The organism is Pseudomonas sp. FSL W7-0098 (assembly GCF_005930585.1).
Classification (GTDB): Bacteria; Pseudomonadota; Gammaproteobacteria; order Pseudomonadales; family Pseudomonadaceae; genus Aquipseudomonas; species Aquipseudomonas bubulae.
Window position 1 is genome coordinate 69,578 of sequence record NZ_RXHW01000010.1, and the last position, 14,517, is coordinate 84,094.

Annotated in this window: 13 protein-coding genes; 8 read left to right on the forward strand and 5 right to left on the reverse strand. The window is 61.3% G+C overall.

Going from position 1 to position 14,517, the window contains the following annotated elements; translation table 11 throughout:
* Positions 1-85 precede the first annotated feature (85 nt).
* Positions 86-337 carry an outer membrane lipoprotei OprI gene (oprI, locus tag FHL07_RS18340; RefSeq protein WP_003172710.1) on the forward strand — a complete coding sequence of 84 codons (252 nt, stop codon included), beginning with the start codon at positions 86-88 and terminating at the stop codon, positions 335-337.
* Positions 338-475: 138 nt separating this feature from the next.
* Here the strand turns inward: oprI and FHL07_RS18345 are convergent, their stop codons facing one another.
* The 3 genes from FHL07_RS18345 to FHL07_RS18355 all read right to left on the reverse strand — a co-directional run bounded on the left by FHL07_RS18345 (position 476) and on the right by FHL07_RS18355 (position 2,560).
* A complete protein-coding gene (locus FHL07_RS18345) occupies positions 476-1,504 on the reverse strand; it encodes a L,D-transpeptidase family protein (protein WP_095025126.1) in 1,029 nt (342 codons plus the stop codon).
* Between the two features lie 98 nt (positions 1,505-1,602).
* Positions 1,603-1,896, reverse strand: coding sequence for a hypothetical protein (locus tag FHL07_RS18350; RefSeq protein WP_003446817.1), 294 nt, complete (start codon positions 1,894-1,896; stop codon positions 1,603-1,605).
* Positions 1,897-1,954: 58 nt separating this feature from the next.
* Positions 1,955-2,560 carry an arylesterase gene (locus FHL07_RS18355; protein ID WP_095002150.1) on the reverse strand — a complete coding sequence of 202 codons (606 nt, stop codon included), beginning with the start codon at positions 2,558-2,560 and terminating at the stop codon, positions 1,955-1,957.
* 10 nt (positions 2,561-2,570) lie between these two features.
* Between FHL07_RS18355 and FHL07_RS18360 the strand changes: the two genes are divergently transcribed.
* Positions 2,571-3,254 (forward strand): ABC transporter ATP-binding protein, encoded by a 684-nt coding sequence (locus FHL07_RS18360; protein ID WP_095002151.1) that lies wholly within the window; start codon positions 2,571-2,573, stop codon positions 3,252-3,254.
* The gene (locus tag FHL07_RS18365) at positions 3,254-5,758 is read left to right on the forward strand and encodes an ABC transporter permease (RefSeq protein WP_095002152.1); all 2,505 of its coding nucleotides are present in this window, start codon (positions 3,254-3,256) and stop codon (positions 5,756-5,758) included. Before FHL07_RS18360 ends, FHL07_RS18365 begins: the two co-directional genes overlap by 1 nt.
* Positions 5,759-6,391: 633 nt before the next feature.
* Here the strand turns inward: FHL07_RS18365 and greB are convergent.
* Both greB and FHL07_RS18380 read right to left on the reverse strand, forming a co-directional pair.
* Positions 6,392-6,868 (reverse strand): transcription elongation factor GreB, encoded by a 477-nt coding sequence (gene greB / locus FHL07_RS18375; RefSeq protein ID WP_029611319.1) that lies wholly within the window; start codon positions 6,866-6,868, stop codon positions 6,392-6,394.
* Between the two features lie 107 nt (positions 6,869-6,975).
* Complete coding sequence (locus FHL07_RS18380; protein WP_095002272.1) at positions 6,976-7,749, reverse strand: AraC family transcriptional regulator; 774 nt, start codon at positions 7,747-7,749, stop codon at positions 6,976-6,978.
* Positions 7,750-7,951: 202 nt separating this feature from the next.
* On the opposite strand from FHL07_RS18380, the gene FHL07_RS18385 reads away from it, so the two are divergent.
* The 5 genes from FHL07_RS18385 (at position 7,952) to FHL07_RS18405 (ending at position 14,510) form a co-directional block, all read left to right on the forward strand.
* Positions 7,952-9,595 (forward strand): APC family permease, encoded by a 1,644-nt coding sequence (locus tag FHL07_RS18385; RefSeq protein WP_095002153.1) that lies wholly within the window; start codon positions 7,952-7,954, stop codon positions 9,593-9,595.
* Positions 9,596-9,652: 57 nt separating this feature from the next.
* Positions 9,653-10,579, forward strand: a complete 927-nt coding sequence (locus FHL07_RS18390) for a 4-hydroxyproline epimerase (protein ID WP_138738762.1) — start codon at positions 9,653-9,655, stop codon at positions 10,577-10,579.
* 49 nt (positions 10,580-10,628) lie between these two features.
* Entirely contained in the window at positions 10,629-11,576 is a 948-nt protein-coding gene (locus tag FHL07_RS18395) for a dihydrodipicolinate synthase family protein (RefSeq protein ID WP_095002155.1), read from the forward strand.
* A gap of 86 nt (positions 11,577-11,662) precedes the next feature.
* Positions 11,663-13,252: an aldehyde dehydrogenase (NADP(+)) gene (locus tag FHL07_RS18400; protein ID WP_138738763.1), complete on the forward strand. Its 1,590-nt coding sequence runs from the start codon at positions 11,663-11,665 to the stop codon at positions 13,250-13,252.
* Positions 13,245-14,510, forward strand: a complete 1,266-nt coding sequence (locus FHL07_RS18405) for an NAD(P)/FAD-dependent oxidoreductase (RefSeq protein ID WP_095002157.1) — start codon at positions 13,245-13,247, stop codon at positions 14,508-14,510. The genes FHL07_RS18400 and FHL07_RS18405 overlap by 8 nt, the downstream gene beginning before the upstream one ends.
* Positions 14,511-14,517: the final 7 nt, after the last annotated feature.

The window sequence follows — 14,517 nt, forward strand, 5'->3', positions numbered from 1 at the left end:
TACAAGTAATGGGTACTATGTACGCCGGCTGTTTCCTCACTTTGAAGGAACAGCTTCAATTAGAAAGTCCTTGAAGGGGAACACGATGAACAACGTTCTGAAATTCTCTGCTCTGGCATTGGCCGCAGTTCTGGCTACCGGTTGCAGCAGCGTATCTAAAGAAACTGAAGCCCGTCTGACTGCAACTGAAGATGCAGCAGCTCGCTCCCAGGCTCGTGCTGACGAAGCCTACCGTAAAGCTGATGAAGCTCTGGCTGCTGCTCAAAAAGCACAACAGACTGCTGACGAAGCTAACGAGCGCGCTCTGCGCATGCTTGAAAAAGCAAGCCGCAAGTAATAGTCCTTCGGGACTGTTATCAAGCCGACCTATTTATAGGTCGGCTTTTTTATTGCCTGCCGGTCACTAAACAGGCAATAAAAAAGCCGCCAGGGGTATTAACCGGGGCGGCTTTTTATTGCGCTTGTTCAGTACGGCTTACTGCACATAATCCAGCGACTGGCCAGTAGCCATACCGGTATTGGTTGTGCCGATTACTGCAGGTATGCCGGTTTCTGCTCCCACTACCGGGAATGCCAGATCCTTGTCTATCTGGATGCTGTTTTCAAGGTCCTGATGCTTGAGCAGGAAGTTCATGAAGCCTGCGTACTTGCTCTGCAAGTCTTCAGGGGTCAAGTGCGACTTGTCGCTCACGGCCAGCAACGAACCATCCTTCACGTTCAACGGCTCGTGAACTTCAAGGAACACCTTGCCGCCACTGACGCCAATTTTGTACGGCTCGTTGATGATCCGCACCGGCGTACCCACCGGCACCATCTGCGCCATTTGCAGCACGTTCTGGTTAAGCATGCGGAAGCAGCCGTGGCTGGTGCCCGTGCCAATGCCGAACTTGGCGTTGGAGCCGTGGATCAGGTAGCCCGGCATGCCGAGGGTGAACTTGAACGGACCCAGCGGGTTATCGGGGCCTGCGGGCACCACGTTAGGCAGCGGGTCACCATTTTTGGCGTGCTCGGCCTTGATCGAAGCCGGCGGTGTCCAGGTCGGATTGGGCGTCTTGGCGGTGATTTTGGTTTGCCCCAGGGGCGATCCCCAACCTTCGCGGCCAATCCCCAGCGGGAAGGTGTAAACCTTGTTCTGGTCCTTGGGATAATAATACAGGCGGTATTCGGCGAGGTTGATCACGATCCCCTCACGCTTGCCCGGCGGCAGGATGAACTGGGTCGGCAACACGATATCGGTATCGACGAGGGTGCCGTCAGGGTTCTTTTTGACCGGCAGCCAGGCGTCTACCCCGGGGTTGGCAGCGATCATTTCCGAATAGCCCAGCTCGTACTGGTTACCCAGGTCGGCAAAGGAGTCTTCGTACTTGCCTTTGATCACCTGCACTTCGCCAACGACATCTTCGCCTGGCGGTGGCAGCGGGAATTCAAGCGCGACCGCGGGACCCGCAACACAAAGTGCGGCAACGGACAGGTAGCGGGTAACTGCAGGTAGGCGCGACAACATCCGGAACATCCTTCGCATAATCAACGGGGGACAAAAAAAGGGAGTGTACACCGCGCCCACGGGGAGCGTGAGCCGGTCAGGGCATCAAACAGGTAAGATCATAGTTCAAAGCGCAACTCTGGCCAGATGGGCTCCGTGCCCCGGCGCTGCGACTCGATGATTGCCCGGCACAGCGGGCATAACCGGTGGTCCTGAAACACCTTGCGGGTGACATCCGACCAACGCGGTTGCGCCGGCAGCAATGAGCCACACAAGGTGCGGTCAATGGTGCCTCCCAGCTCCAGTTGACGTGTCACCAGATGCACCCGTACCTCCTGGCAGGCGAACAGATCGAGCTGCTCATCGGGCTCGATCAGTTGATAGGCATATAAAGACCAGGCAGGACGCGACATCGAGGGCTCCAAATCGGGGGGGCGCCACCTTAGCCGAAACACTGCCACTAGAAAAGCATCAAAGCAGGGGTTTTAACGCCGGCCACACATTATCCAGCAAAAGCCCCTGCGCACCGACTGCCGGGTGGATGCGATCGGCCTGCATCAGTTCGGGCTTGCCGCCCACGCCCTCAAGCAAAAACGGCACCAGGGCAACGTTTTTTTCCTTGCCCAGCTCGCTGTACACCGCAGCAAAAGCCCGGGTGTAACGCGCGCCATAATTGGGCGGCAATTGCATCCCCAACAGCAACACCTTGGCACCCGCCTGCTGCGAGGCATCGATCATTCCTGCAAGATTTTGTTTCAATTGCGCAGGGAGCTGCCCGCGCAGGCCATCGTTGCCACCCAGCTCGACAATCACTACATCCGGTTTATGCTCTGCAAGCAGCGCAGGAAGCCGCGCCAGCCCTCCGGCGCTGGTGTCGCCACTGATCGAAGCATTGACCACCTTGTCGTCGTAGCCTTGCTCCCTGAGCCGCTGTTCGAGCAAAGACACCCATCCCTGACGGGTATCCAGGCCGAAAGCCGCGCTGATACTATCGCCGACGATCAAGACAGTTCCCGCCGTTGCCGTCTGTGCCACGCACATCAGGGCCAGAGCAACACTTAAAAACCACACACGCATTGGATTCTCCATGGGCGAAAGTATTCTCACCGCGCAGAACCTTAGCAAAGTGGTTCCCAGCGCGGAAGGCGAGTTAACCATCCTGCACTCCTTGAGCCTCGAACTGAGCAAGGGCGACAGCCTGGCGATTGTCGGCGCCTCAGGTTCAGGCAAATCGACGCTGCTGGGCCTGCTCGCCGGCCTCGACCTGCCCAGCCAGGGCGAAGTAATCCTGGCCGGGCGGGCCCTGAGCACCCTGGACGAAGACCAGCGCGCCCGGGTGCGGGCCGAACACGTGGGCTTTGTGTTCCAGTCATTCCAGCTGCTCGACAGCCTCAATGCCCTGGAAAACGTCATGCTGCCGCTGGAACTGGAGGGTCGCAAGGATGCCCGCGAGCATGCCCGCCACCTGCTGGAACGCGTCGGCCTGGGCCAGCGCCTGAGTCACTCGCCACGCCAGCTGTCCGGCGGCGAGCAGCAACGGGTCGCCATTGCCCGGGCATTTGCCGCCAATCCCGACGTGCTGTTTGCCGATGAACCCACCGGCAACCTGGACAGCCACACTGGCGAGCGCATCACCGACCTGCTCTTTGAACTGAACAAGGAAAACGGCACCACCCTGGTGCTGGTGACCCATGACGAACGCCTGGCCCATCGTTGCCGGCGCCTGATCCGTCTTGAAGCTGGCCATCTGGTCGGCCCTCTGGAGCCCTGATGGCACGTCTGCCGCTGTTGCGCATGCTGAGTCTGGCCGTACGCCAATTACTGCGCGATGCCCGCGCCGGCGAGCTGCGGGTGCTGTTCTTCGCCCTGCTGGTCGCCGTGGCGGCCAGCACGGCCATCGGCTACTTCGGGGCCCGCCTCAATGGCGCGATGTTGTTGCGTGCCACTGAGTTCCTCGGCGCCGACCTGGTGCTTGATGGCACGGCCCCGGCCCGAGAAGAACAAATCAAGGTCGGCAACGACCTGGGCCTCGAACACGCCCGCGTAGTCGAATTCGCCAGCGTGATTGCCACCGACAATGGCATTCAGCTCTCCAGCATCAAGGCGGCAGACGATGCCTACCCGTTGCGCGGCGAACTGAAAAGCGCCCCGCAGCCCTATGCCGAAGAACAGCCTGGGGGCGGTCCCAAATCCGGTGAGGCCTGGGCCGAAGCCCGACTGCTGACCGCGCTGGACCTGAAGGTCGGCGATGAAATCGATGTCGGTTCAAAAACCGTGCGTATCACCCGCGTGCTGACTTACGAACCCGACCGGGCCGGCAACCTTTACAGCCTGACCCCACGAGTACTGATCAATCTGGACGACCTTGCCGCCACCGGCATCGTACAACCGGGCAGCCGTGTCACCTACCGCGAACTGTGGCGCGGTGAAGCACCGGCGCTGGAATCGTATCGCCAGGTGATCAAGCCTGGCCTGGACGCCAACCAGCGCCTCCTGGACGGCCGTGACGGCAACCAGCAGATTGGCGGTGCGCTGGGCAAGGCCGAGCGTTACCTGAACATGGCCAGCCTGGTGGCGGTGCTGCTGGCGGGCGTGGCCGTAGCATTGTCTGCCACCCGCTTTGCCAATCGGCGTTTCGATGCCAGCGCCCTGCTGCGTTGCCTCGGCCTGTCACGGCGCGAAACACTCTGGTTGTTTACCCTGCAACTGAGTGTGCTCGGGCTGCTGGCCAGCCTCGCCGGCGCCTTTCTCGGCTGGCTCGCGCAACTTGGACTGTTCGCCCTGTTGCATGACCTGCTGCCGGCTAACGTACCGCCCGGCGGCCTGATGCCGGCGATTGCCGGGATGGGTACCGGGCTGGTGGCGCTGGCTGGTTTCGCCTTGCCGCCGCTCGCGGCACTGGGCCGCGTACCTCCACTGCGGGTGTTGCGCCGCGATTTGCTGCCGATTCCGGCCAGCACCTGGACCGTCTACGGCGCGGCGCTGCTGGCACTGGGGCTGATCATGTGGCGCATGAGCCTGGACCTGGTGCTGACCTTCGCCCTGCTCGGGGGTGGCGTGATTGCCGCCGTGGTGCTTGGCGGAATCCTGCTGCTGGGCCTGCAAAGTCTGCGCCGCCTGCTGGCCCGCGCCTCACTGCCCTGGCGCCTGGGGCTGGGTCAGTTGCTGCGCCATCCGCTGGCCGCGGCGGGCCAGGCCCTGGCCTTTGGCCTGATCCTGCTGTCGATGGCCCTGATCGCCCTGCTGCGCGGCGAATTGCTCGACACCTGGCAAAACCAGTTGCCCAAAGATGCACCCAACTACTTTGCGCTGAATATCCTGCCGGCCGACAAGGAAGCTTTCGGCGCCCACCTGATGACCCTTCAGGCCCGCGCTGCGCCGCTGTACCCGGTCATTCCGGGGCGTCTGATCAGCATCAATGGCGAACCGGTGCAGGACATCGTCAGCAAGGACTCCAGTGGCGACAAGGCCATCCAGCGCGACCTGAGCCTGACCTGGGCCGCTGACCTGCCTGCCGAAAACCAGCTGACGGCAGGTAGCTGGTGGGGCCCGAAGCCCGAAGGCGATGTGCCGGGCGTTTCAGTGGAAGCCAAAGTCGCCGAAAGCCTCAAGCTGAAGCTGGGCGACCTGATGACCTTCACCATTGCCGGTGTCAATCGCGAAGCACGGGTCACCAGTTTGCGCAGCATCAACTGGGACAACTTCCAGCCCAACTTTTTCATGATTTTCCAGCCTGGCACCTTGCAGGACTTGCCGGCCACCTACCTCACCAGCTTTTACCTGGCACCGGGACACGACAAGGAAATCATCGAACTGTCGCGCACCTTCCCGGCCGTGACCATCTTGCCTATCGATGCATTGCTGGAGCAACTGCGCAGCATCCTGGCGCAAGTGACCATTGCTGTGGAATACGTGCTGCTGTTTGTATTGGCGGCGGGCATGGCGGTGCTGTTTTCCGGCTTGCAATCCACCCTGGATGAACGCATTCGCCAGGGCGCCCTGCTGCGCGCGCTGGGGGCCGAGCGGCAACTGCTGGTGAAGGCCCGGCGCATCGAGTTCGGCTTGCTGGGCGCCACCAGCGGCCTGCTGGCGGCGCTGGGGGCCGAACTGGTCAGTCTGGTGCTTTACCGCTTTGCCTTTGACCTGCCGTGGCACCCACATCCGTGGTTGTTGCTGTTGCCGGTGCTGGGCGCGGTGATGGTGGGCGGTGCGGGCGTGTTTGGCACACGCAGGGCGCTGAATGCCAGCCCGTTGACGGTGTTGCGCGAGGGTTGATATGGCCAGACACTATAAATCCTGGCGTTGACGAGCGCAGCGAGGCTGCGATCGTCGTTTTGGGAATCAACTGTTACGCCGCGTACATATCCGGCATTTGCGTATAACTGAAATATTGGTTTCGCCCTTACGGCGAGTCCATTTTGAAAGGACCCAAAAGGAACCAAAAGGTCCTCGCCCTACCATTCGGCCGATTCGCCAAGGTTCGCCGGCTCCTTCCGGCTCTGTTATGGGAGCGGGCTTGCCCGCGATGGCAGCACTTTGTTCCTCCAGATAGAACGAGGTGCCTGCATCGCGGGCAAGCCCGGCTCCCACAGGGAGATATGTCGGTCGAAAATCCTGCATTCAAACAGGCCGGCCGGTCGGCCGCCTCGACGGCTTTTGATCTTGATCTACCCGCCCCATCGGGAGGCCGAGAGGAGGTTCTGCGCAGTGGGTCGACCGGCATGGATGCCGGGAGAGCCGCGATGGGCCATGGATAGGGGCAAGCCTTTTTGGTTACTTTTTCGGCGTCTGGAAAAAGTGACTCGCCGTAAGGGCGAAACCAATATTCCAGTTAAACGCAGATGCCGGATATGTACGCGGTACACCAGTTAAACCCTGCAGCGGCTAAATATCCGCCCAGGTTTTACCCTAGCTTTTCTCGTAATAAATCTCGTTGATCCACCACAGCACTTCCCCGCTCGGTGTCTGCACCACTGCCTCGTCGCCCACCTCTTTCTTCAACAGCGCACGGGCCATCGGTGAGTCGATGGAGATGTAGTCGTTGCGTCCGTAGATTTCGTCGTAACCCACAATGCGGAATTTCTTGACGTCCCCGGCCTCGTTTTCAATTTCGACCCAGGCACCAAAAAACACCCGGCCTTCCTGCTCCGGCGAGTAATCAACCACCCGTACATCCTCGAGGCGCTTGCGCAGGTAGCGCACCCGTCGGTCAATCTCGCGCAGCAACTTCTTGTTGTACTGGTAGTCAGCGTTTTCGCTGCGATCACCCAGTGATGCTGCCCAGGTCACCTTGCGTGTGGTATCCGGGCGCTTTTCCCGCCACAGGTAGTCAAGCTCCTGCTTCAGGGCTTCATGGCCTTGCCTGGTGATGATGTTGGTACTCACTCGCGGTCGTTCTCCAGCAGGTTGCATTGGCCAGGGCAGACTCTTAGCACCCCGGCGCGACGAAATACATAGAGGCGCTGATAAAAATCACAAGCGCGGCGACACTCTCACTGTGCCGTGGCCTGGCGATACTGGCGCGGGGTAAAGCCGGTCAATGCCTTGAATTGGCGGGTGAATGCGCTGTGGTCGGTGTATCCGCACTGCAGGGCCACCTGGGTAATCGGAATATCGGTCAGCAACAGCCGATGGGCGTGTTCCAGACGCACCTTCTGGATCATCTGCCGTGGCGTCAGGTGAAACACACGCTTGCAGTAGCGCTCCAGTTGCGCCACGGAGATTCCGGCAATACGGGTCAACTCACCCAGGGTAACGCGGCGGTTGAAATGCGTGCGAATGTGCTCATCCACTGCCGCCAGCCGCTGGTACGCCGGGTGGGTATCACTGGCTGATTGCAAGTCCACGGAGATCCCGGCCAGGCCGATGATCTCGCCCTGGAGATTGTACAGCGGGCGCTTGTGGGTCAGGCACCAGCCAGGCTCCCGGGTCCCGTACAGATGCAGTTCCAGCTGGTCCTCTAGCACCAGCCCCTGCTCCAGCACCTGGCGATCCTGCTCGGTATAGCCCGGCCCCAACTGCGCGGGGAATACCTCGGCGCTGGTTTTGCCGAGCAGGGGTTGCAACTGCTTGAGGCCGCAGCGCTGGACCAGGGTGCGGTTGGCCAGTACATAGCGCGCGGCATTGTCCTTGATGAAGATCGCGGCATTGGGGATGGCATCGAGCATCGGTAGCAACAGGGCTACCCCCGAGAGCAACTGCTCAAGACTCTCGGGGCGGCTCAACTCGCTGCCCTGGCTCAGGATTGCAAAAGCATTCTGCGTCATCAAACTCACTCTCCCACCACTGGCCAGGTATCGGCCGCCTGGGTGCATTGTGCTGATTTCGTCATCGGCTTCAATGGAAAAGATCAATCGCAAACTTTCCCCGACGTTCAATCTAGCGCCATTGCACACCCGCCAACCGTATTGGCGCAATGGCAAATGACATCACACCTGCCTAACCAATAACTCACAAAAAGGCGACGCTATGTCAGGTAAAGGCAAATTCAAGAAACAGCTCTCACTGATGGACCTGACCTTTATCGGTCTGGGTGCCATCTTCGGTTCCGGCTGGTTGTTTGCAGCCAGTCATGTGTCGGCGATCGCTGGCCCGGCTGGGATTTTTTCCTGGCTGCTGGGCGGTTTTTCCGTGCTGTTGCTAGGCATCGTTTACTGCGAGCTGGGCGCTGCCCTGCCGCGCGCCGGTGGCGTCATTCGTTACCCGGTTTACTCCCATGGCCCGTTGCTCGGTTACTTGATGGGCTTTATCACCCTGATCGCCTTCTCCAGCCTGGTGGCAATTGAAGTGGTCGCCGCCCGCCAATACGCCGCGGCATGGTTCCCCGAGCTGACCAAGGCCGGCTCCAGTGACCCTTCGATCCTGGGCTGGCTCCTGCAGTTCGGCCTGCTGTGCCTGTTTTTCATGCTCAACTACCGAAGCGTGAAGACCTTCGCCATGGCCAATAACCTGGTCAGCGTATTCAAATTTATCGTGCCGCTGCTGGTCATCGGCGTGCTGTTCACCTTCTTCAAACCGGAAAATCTCTACGCCCAGGGCTTCGCCCCGTTCGGCCTGTCGGGCGTGCAGATGGCCGTTTCTGCAGGCGGCATTATCTTCGCCTATCTGGGCCTGACACCGATCATTTCGGTGGCCAGTGAAGTGAAGAACCCGCAACGCACCATCCCGATTGCCTTGATCCTGTCGGTCCTGTTGTCGACCGTGATTTATGTGCTGCTGCAAGTGGCCTTCCTCGGCGGCGTACCCACTGAAATGCTGGCCAACGGCTGGGCCGGCGTGACCAAGGAACTGGCATTGCCCTATCGCGACATCGCCCTGGCTCTGGGTGTGGGCTGGCTGGCTTATCTGGTGGTGGCTGATGCGGTGATCTCGCCAAGCGGCTGCGGCAACATTTACATGAATGCCACACCGCGGGTGATTTATGGCTGGGCGCAAACCGGCACGTTTTTCAAGATTTTCACCCGCATCGATGAAAAGTCCGGCATCCCGCGCCCGGCGCTGTGGCTGACCTTTGGCCTGTCGGTGTTCTGGACCCTGCCTTTCCCGTCCTGGGAAGCCCTGATCAGCGTGGTATCTGCCGCCCTGGTACTGAGCTACGCAGTGGCACCGGTGTCCGTGGCCGCATTGCGCCGCAATGCCCCAGACATGCCGCGCCCGTTCCGGGTCAAGTGGATGGGGGTGATGGGGCCGCTGTCATTTATCGTCGCTGCGCTGATTGTTTACTGGTCAGGCTGGAACACCGTGTCCTGGCTGCTCGGCCTGCAAATCGTGATGTTCGTGGTGTACCTGCTGTGTTCGCGATTCGTACCGACCAACCACCTGAGCCTGGGCCAGCAAGTACGCTCATCCTTGTGGCTGATCGGCTTCTACGCCGTAACCATGGTGCTGTCCAAACTCGGCACTTTCGGCGGCCTGGGCGTACTTGCCCACCCGTTTGACACCCTGGTCGTCGCAGCTTGCGCGACAGGCATCTATTACTGGGGCGCGGCCACCGGCGTGCCGGCTCATCTGGTCCGGCTGGAAGACGACGAGGACAGCGAAGAAGCCCCGGAACTTGCCAGTAACACCCCGGCCAGCCACGCCACGGGGGCGTTTATCCAGACTTCATCCTGAGACACCGTTAACCACAGTAGTCCTCCGAGCCGTTGTTCTCTTCCAAGGGATACGTTCATGAAGCAAGTCCATATCATTGATTCACATACCGGCGGCGAACCCACCCGCGTGGTGATCAAAGGCTTCCCGCAACTGGCCGGGCGCAGCATTGCCGAGCAGCGCGACACCCTGCGCGACCAGCATGACCAATGGCGCCGGGCCTGCCTGCTGGAGCCCCGAGGCAACGATGTACTGGTCGGTGCACTGTACTGCGAGCCCGTGTCGGCGGATGCCACGTGCGGGGTGATCTTCTTCAACAATGCCGGTTATCTGGGCATGTGCGGCCACGGCACCATCGGCCTGATCGCCTCCCTGCATCACCTGGGCCAGATCGAGATCGGCGAGCACAAGATCGACACCCCGGTCGGCCCGGTCACCGCCACCCTGCATCCAGATGGCAAGGTCACCGTAGGCAATGTGCCCTCCTACCGCTACCGCCAGCAGGTCGCCGTTGAGGTGCCTGGGCATGGCCGTGTGCAGGGCGATATTGCCTGGGGCGGCAACTGGTTCTTCCTGGTCTCCGATCACGGCAAGACACTGCAACTGGACAATGTCGAAGCCCTGACCGAGTACACCTGGACCATGCTCAAGGCCCTTGAGGCACAGGGTATCCACGGCGAAGACGGTGCCCTGATCGACCATATCGAACTGTTTGCCGACGACGACCAGGCCGACAGCCGCAACTTTGTCATGTGCCCGGGCAAGGCCTATGACCGCTCGCCCTGTGGCACCGGCACCAGCGCCAAGCTGGCGTGCCTGGCCGCCGACGGCAAGCTGGCTCCAGGCCAACCCTGGGTGCAGGCCAGCATCACCGCCAGCCAGTTTGTCGGCAGTTATCAATGGGACGGCGAGCGCATTCGCCCGTTCATTACCGGCCAAGCCTTTATGACTGCCGACAGCATGCTGCTGATCGACGAAAGAGATCCCTTCGCGTGGGGCATTTAAGCCCTTCGCCGTAAACACATCCGAATAAACGACTCGAGGAGTTAGAACAATGAGCGATAACATTTTCACCGGTTGCATGCCTGCCCTGATGACCCCTTGCACCGCCGAGCGCAAGCCGGACTTCGACGCGCTGGTGGCCAAGGGCCGCGAACTGATCGATATCGGCATGAGTGCCGTGGTGTACTGCGGCTCCATGGGTGACTGGCCTTTGCTGACCGAAGCCGAGCGCCAGGAAGGTGTGGCACGCCTGGTAGCTGCGGGCATCCCAACCATCGTCGGCACCGGCGCCGTAAACAGCCGCGAAGCGGTGTCCCATGCGGCACACGCTGCCAAAGTTGGCGCCCAGGGCCTGATGGTGATTCCACGCCTGCTGTCCCGTGCAGCCTCGCCTGCTGCGCAAAAAGCTCACTTCGCCGCCATCCTGCAAGCCGCTCCACAGCTACCGGCGGTTATCTACAACAGCCCGTACTACGGCTTCGCCACCCGCGCCGACCTGTTCTTCGAACTGCGTAGCCAATACCCGAACCTGATCGGCTTCAAAGAGTTCGGCGGTGCTGCCGACATGCGTTACGCCGCCGAACACATCACTTCCAAAGACGATGATGTGACCCTGATGGTCGGCGTCGACACCCAGGTTGTGCATGGCTTCGTCAACTGCAACGCCACCGGCGCCATTACCGGCATCGGCAACGCCCTGCCTCGCGAAGTGCTGCACCTGGTGGCCCTGAGCAAGCAAGCGGCCAAGGGCGACCCTAAAGCCCGTCGCCTGGCCCGCGAGCTGGAAGCCGCCCTGGCGGTGCTCTCGTCGTTCGATGAAGGCACTGACCTGGTGCTCTACTACAAGCACCTGATGGTGCTCAATGGCGACACAGAATACAGCCTGCACTTCAACGACACCGATGCGCTGAGCGATGCCCAACGCCACTACGCCGAGAACCAGTACAGCCTGTTCCGCCAGTGGTACAAAACCTGGTCCGCCGAACAGAACGTCGCCTGACCCGCAGCGCAGCCCTGCATCCCTGAACAGCGGCGCACATCATGTGCGCCGCCTTGTTCCAGCCAACCCATTTTTAGGAACACGCCATGACTCTGACAGGCAACATGCTGATCGGTCAGCAAGCCATCACCGGTAACCGCGAAGCGATCCGGGCGATCAATCCCGCCACCGGCACTGTGCTCGAACCGGCCTACCTTGGCGGCGGCAGCGAACATGTCGAGCAGGCGTGCACCCTGGCCCAGGAGGCTTTTGACAGCTTTCGCGAGACCTCACTGGAAACTCGCGCCACTTTTCTGGAAACCATCGCCGCTGAAATCGAAGCCCTTGGCGATGAATTGATTGACCGCGCCGTCAGCGAATCAGGCCTGCCACGCCCGCGCATCGTCGGTGAACGCGCACGTACCTGCCAGCAACTGCGTACCTTTGCCCGTACCGTACGCGCTGGAGAATGGCTGGATGTGCGGGTCGACAACGCGCTGCCCGAGCGCCAACCACTGCCCCGTGCAGATTTGCGCCAACGCCAGGTGCCACTGGGCCCGGTGGCAGTATTCGGCGCCAGCAACTTCCCGCTGGCCTTCTCCGTGGCCGGTGGCGACACTGCCTCGGCGCTGGCGGCCGGCTGCCCGGTGGTAGTCAAGGCCCACAGCGCCCACCCTGGCACCAGCGAACTGGTTGGCCATGCGATTGCCCGTGCGGTGAAAGAATCGAACCTGCCTGAAGGGGTCTTTTCCCTGTTGTTCGGTTCCGGCCGTGAAGTCGGTGTTGCCCTGGTCAGCGATCCACGCATCAAGGCAGTCGGCTTTACCGGCTCGCGCAGTGGCGGCATGGCTTTGTGCAAAGTGGCAGCAGCACGCCCCGAACCCATACCGGTGTATGCGGAGATGAGCTCGATCAACCCGGTACTGCTGTTCCCCGCTGCGCTGCAGGCTCGCGGCGAATCACTGGCGCAGGGCTTTGTTGCATCTCTGACCCAGGGGGCAGGCCAGTTTTGCACCAACCCGGGTCTGGTTATCGGCCATCAAGGGCCGGCACTGGATAGATTTATCAGCACAGCTGCCCGGCTGGTCCAGCAAAGCCCGGCCCAGACGATGCTCACTCCCGAGATTTTCCAGGCCTATGAAGCCGGTATTGGCTCTTTGCAGGAACTGAACAGTGCTCAAGAGGCCGCTGCCGGCTTGAGGGGGGAGACACCCAACCAGTGCCAGGCCCATCTGTTTGTGACCCGGGCCGGGGACTTCCTCGCCGACCCTGCATTGCAGGCCGAAGTCTTTGGTGCTGCGGCGCTGGTGGTGCAATGCGCCGATGACGAGGAGATCCGCCAGGTGCTCGAGCACCTTGAAGGCCAATTGACCATCACCCTGCAACTGGATGAAGCCGACCTCGACAGTGCCAGGGCCATGCTTGCGACCCTGGAACGCAAGGCTGGTCGCTTGCTGGTCAATGGCTGGCCAACGGGGGTTGAGGTGTGCGACGCGATGGTCCACGGCGGGCCTTTCCCGGCGACTTCGGACACCCGTACCACCTCGGTTGGCACTGCGGCCATCCAGCGCTTCCTGCGTCCTGTCTGCTATCAGGACTTCCCTGACAGCCTGTTGCCGACGGCACTCAAGCACGCCAACCCGCTGCACTTGCGCCGCCTGCTCGATGGCCACAGAGAAGTACTGGAAAATGCCTGATCACTTCGCTGGAAACACAGCTGACATTGCCGTGGTCGGCGCCGGAATCATCGGCGTCGCCTGTGCCCTGCAACTGGCGCGCCAAGGCCAGCGGGTGGTGGTCATCGACCCGCAGGAGCCGGGCCATGGCGCCTCATTCGGCAATGCCGGGCACCTGGCCACCGAACAGGTGTTCCCGATTGCCGACCTGTCAATTCTCAAGCGCTTGCCGGCCATGCTGATGGACCCGATGGGCCCCCTGCGCCTGGACTGGAAATATATGCCCCGGGCCCTGCCGTGGTTCACGCGTCTGCTGCTGAACCTGCGCAAGGCGCCCTTTCAGCGCACTGTAGCCGGTATTCGGGCCCTTAACGAAAGCAGCCTGGGTGCCTGGCACAGGCTGCTGGAGGGCATTGACTGCCCGGGCCTGATGCGCGAAGACGGTTCGTTGCTGGTGTACGAACGTTCCGAGTCCCGGCAGCCACTTCTGGCACTGCAGGCACGCATGCGCCAGCAGCAGGTACCGGTCGAGTTCTGGGAGGCCAGGGCCATACACAAGGCAGCGCCGCAACTGAGCGAGCAGATTCAGGGCGGGTTGTTTTTTCCGGCCACGGGGCACTTTATCGACCCCTATCGCGTGGTCTGCGAACTGGTAGAGGCTGCCAGAAAGTGCGGTGTGCAGTTTCTCAAGCAACAGGTCACAGGCGGGCAACTGAGTGAGGCCGGAGTTTCTCTGATGACAGCCCAGGGCCAGGTGTCCGCCCGCCGGGTCGTGATCGCCTGCGGCGCCCACTCGGCCAAACTCACCGCAACCCTGACCGGCAAGCACGTTCCGCTGGATACCGAACGCGGTTACCACCTGATGCTGCCCCACGAGCATGACCGGCTGCCGTTTGCCGTCACCTCACTGGAACGCAAATTCATCATGACCCCGATGAGCGATGGCTTGAGGCTGGCGGGTACAGTTGAATTTGCCGGCCTGGAAGCGCCGCCGAGCATGGAGCGCGCCTGGCAGCTGCATCGCCTGAGCAAAGGGTTGTTGCGCCATGACCTTAGCGCTGAAGACGCGACGCCATGGATGGGCTTTCGCCCGTCGTTGCCGGACTCACTGCCGATCATCGACCGGGTGTGCGACGGCAAGGTACTGCTTGCCTTCGGCCATCAGCATTTGGGCCTGACCCAGGCAGCGGTAACGGCTGAACTGATCGCGCAGTTGGCGGGGGCAACCAGTGCCCACGCGCTGCCTGAGTTGCACCCTTACCGGCTGGAGCGTTTCTGATCCCATC

Coding starts and splice junctions, on each gene's coding strand:
- oprI (WP_003172710.1), top strand. CDS start 86: ATGAACAACGTTCTGAAATTCTCTGCTCTGGCATTGGCCGCAGTTCTG.
- FHL07_RS18345 (WP_095025126.1), bottom strand. CDS start 1,504: ATGTTGTCGCGCCTACCTGCAGTTACCCGCTACCTGTCCGTTGCCGCA.
- FHL07_RS18350 (WP_003446817.1), bottom strand. CDS start 1,896: ATGTCGCGTCCTGCCTGGTCTTTATATGCCTATCAACTGATCGAGCCC.
- FHL07_RS18355 (WP_095002150.1), bottom strand. CDS start 2,560: ATGCGTGTGTGGTTTTTAAGTGTTGCTCTGGCCCTGATGTGCGTGGCA.
- FHL07_RS18360 (WP_095002151.1), top strand. CDS start 2,571: ATGGGCGAAAGTATTCTCACCGCGCAGAACCTTAGCAAAGTGGTTCCC.
- FHL07_RS18365 (WP_095002152.1), top strand. CDS start 3,254: ATGGCACGTCTGCCGCTGTTGCGCATGCTGAGTCTGGCCGTACGCCAA.
- FHL07_RS18380 (WP_095002272.1), bottom strand. CDS start 7,749: ATGACGCAGAATGCTTTTGCAATCCTGAGCCAGGGCAGCGAGTTGAGC.
- FHL07_RS18385 (WP_095002153.1), top strand. CDS start 7,952: ATGTCAGGTAAAGGCAAATTCAAGAAACAGCTCTCACTGATGGACCTG.
- FHL07_RS18390 (WP_138738762.1), top strand. CDS start 9,653: ATGAAGCAAGTCCATATCATTGATTCACATACCGGCGGCGAACCCACC.
- FHL07_RS18395 (WP_095002155.1), top strand. CDS start 10,629: ATGAGCGATAACATTTTCACCGGTTGCATGCCTGCCCTGATGACCCCT.
- FHL07_RS18400 (WP_138738763.1), top strand. CDS start 11,663: ATGACTCTGACAGGCAACATGCTGATCGGTCAGCAAGCCATCACCGGT.
- FHL07_RS18405 (WP_095002157.1), top strand. CDS start 13,245: ATGCCTGATCACTTCGCTGGAAACACAGCTGACATTGCCGTGGTCGGC.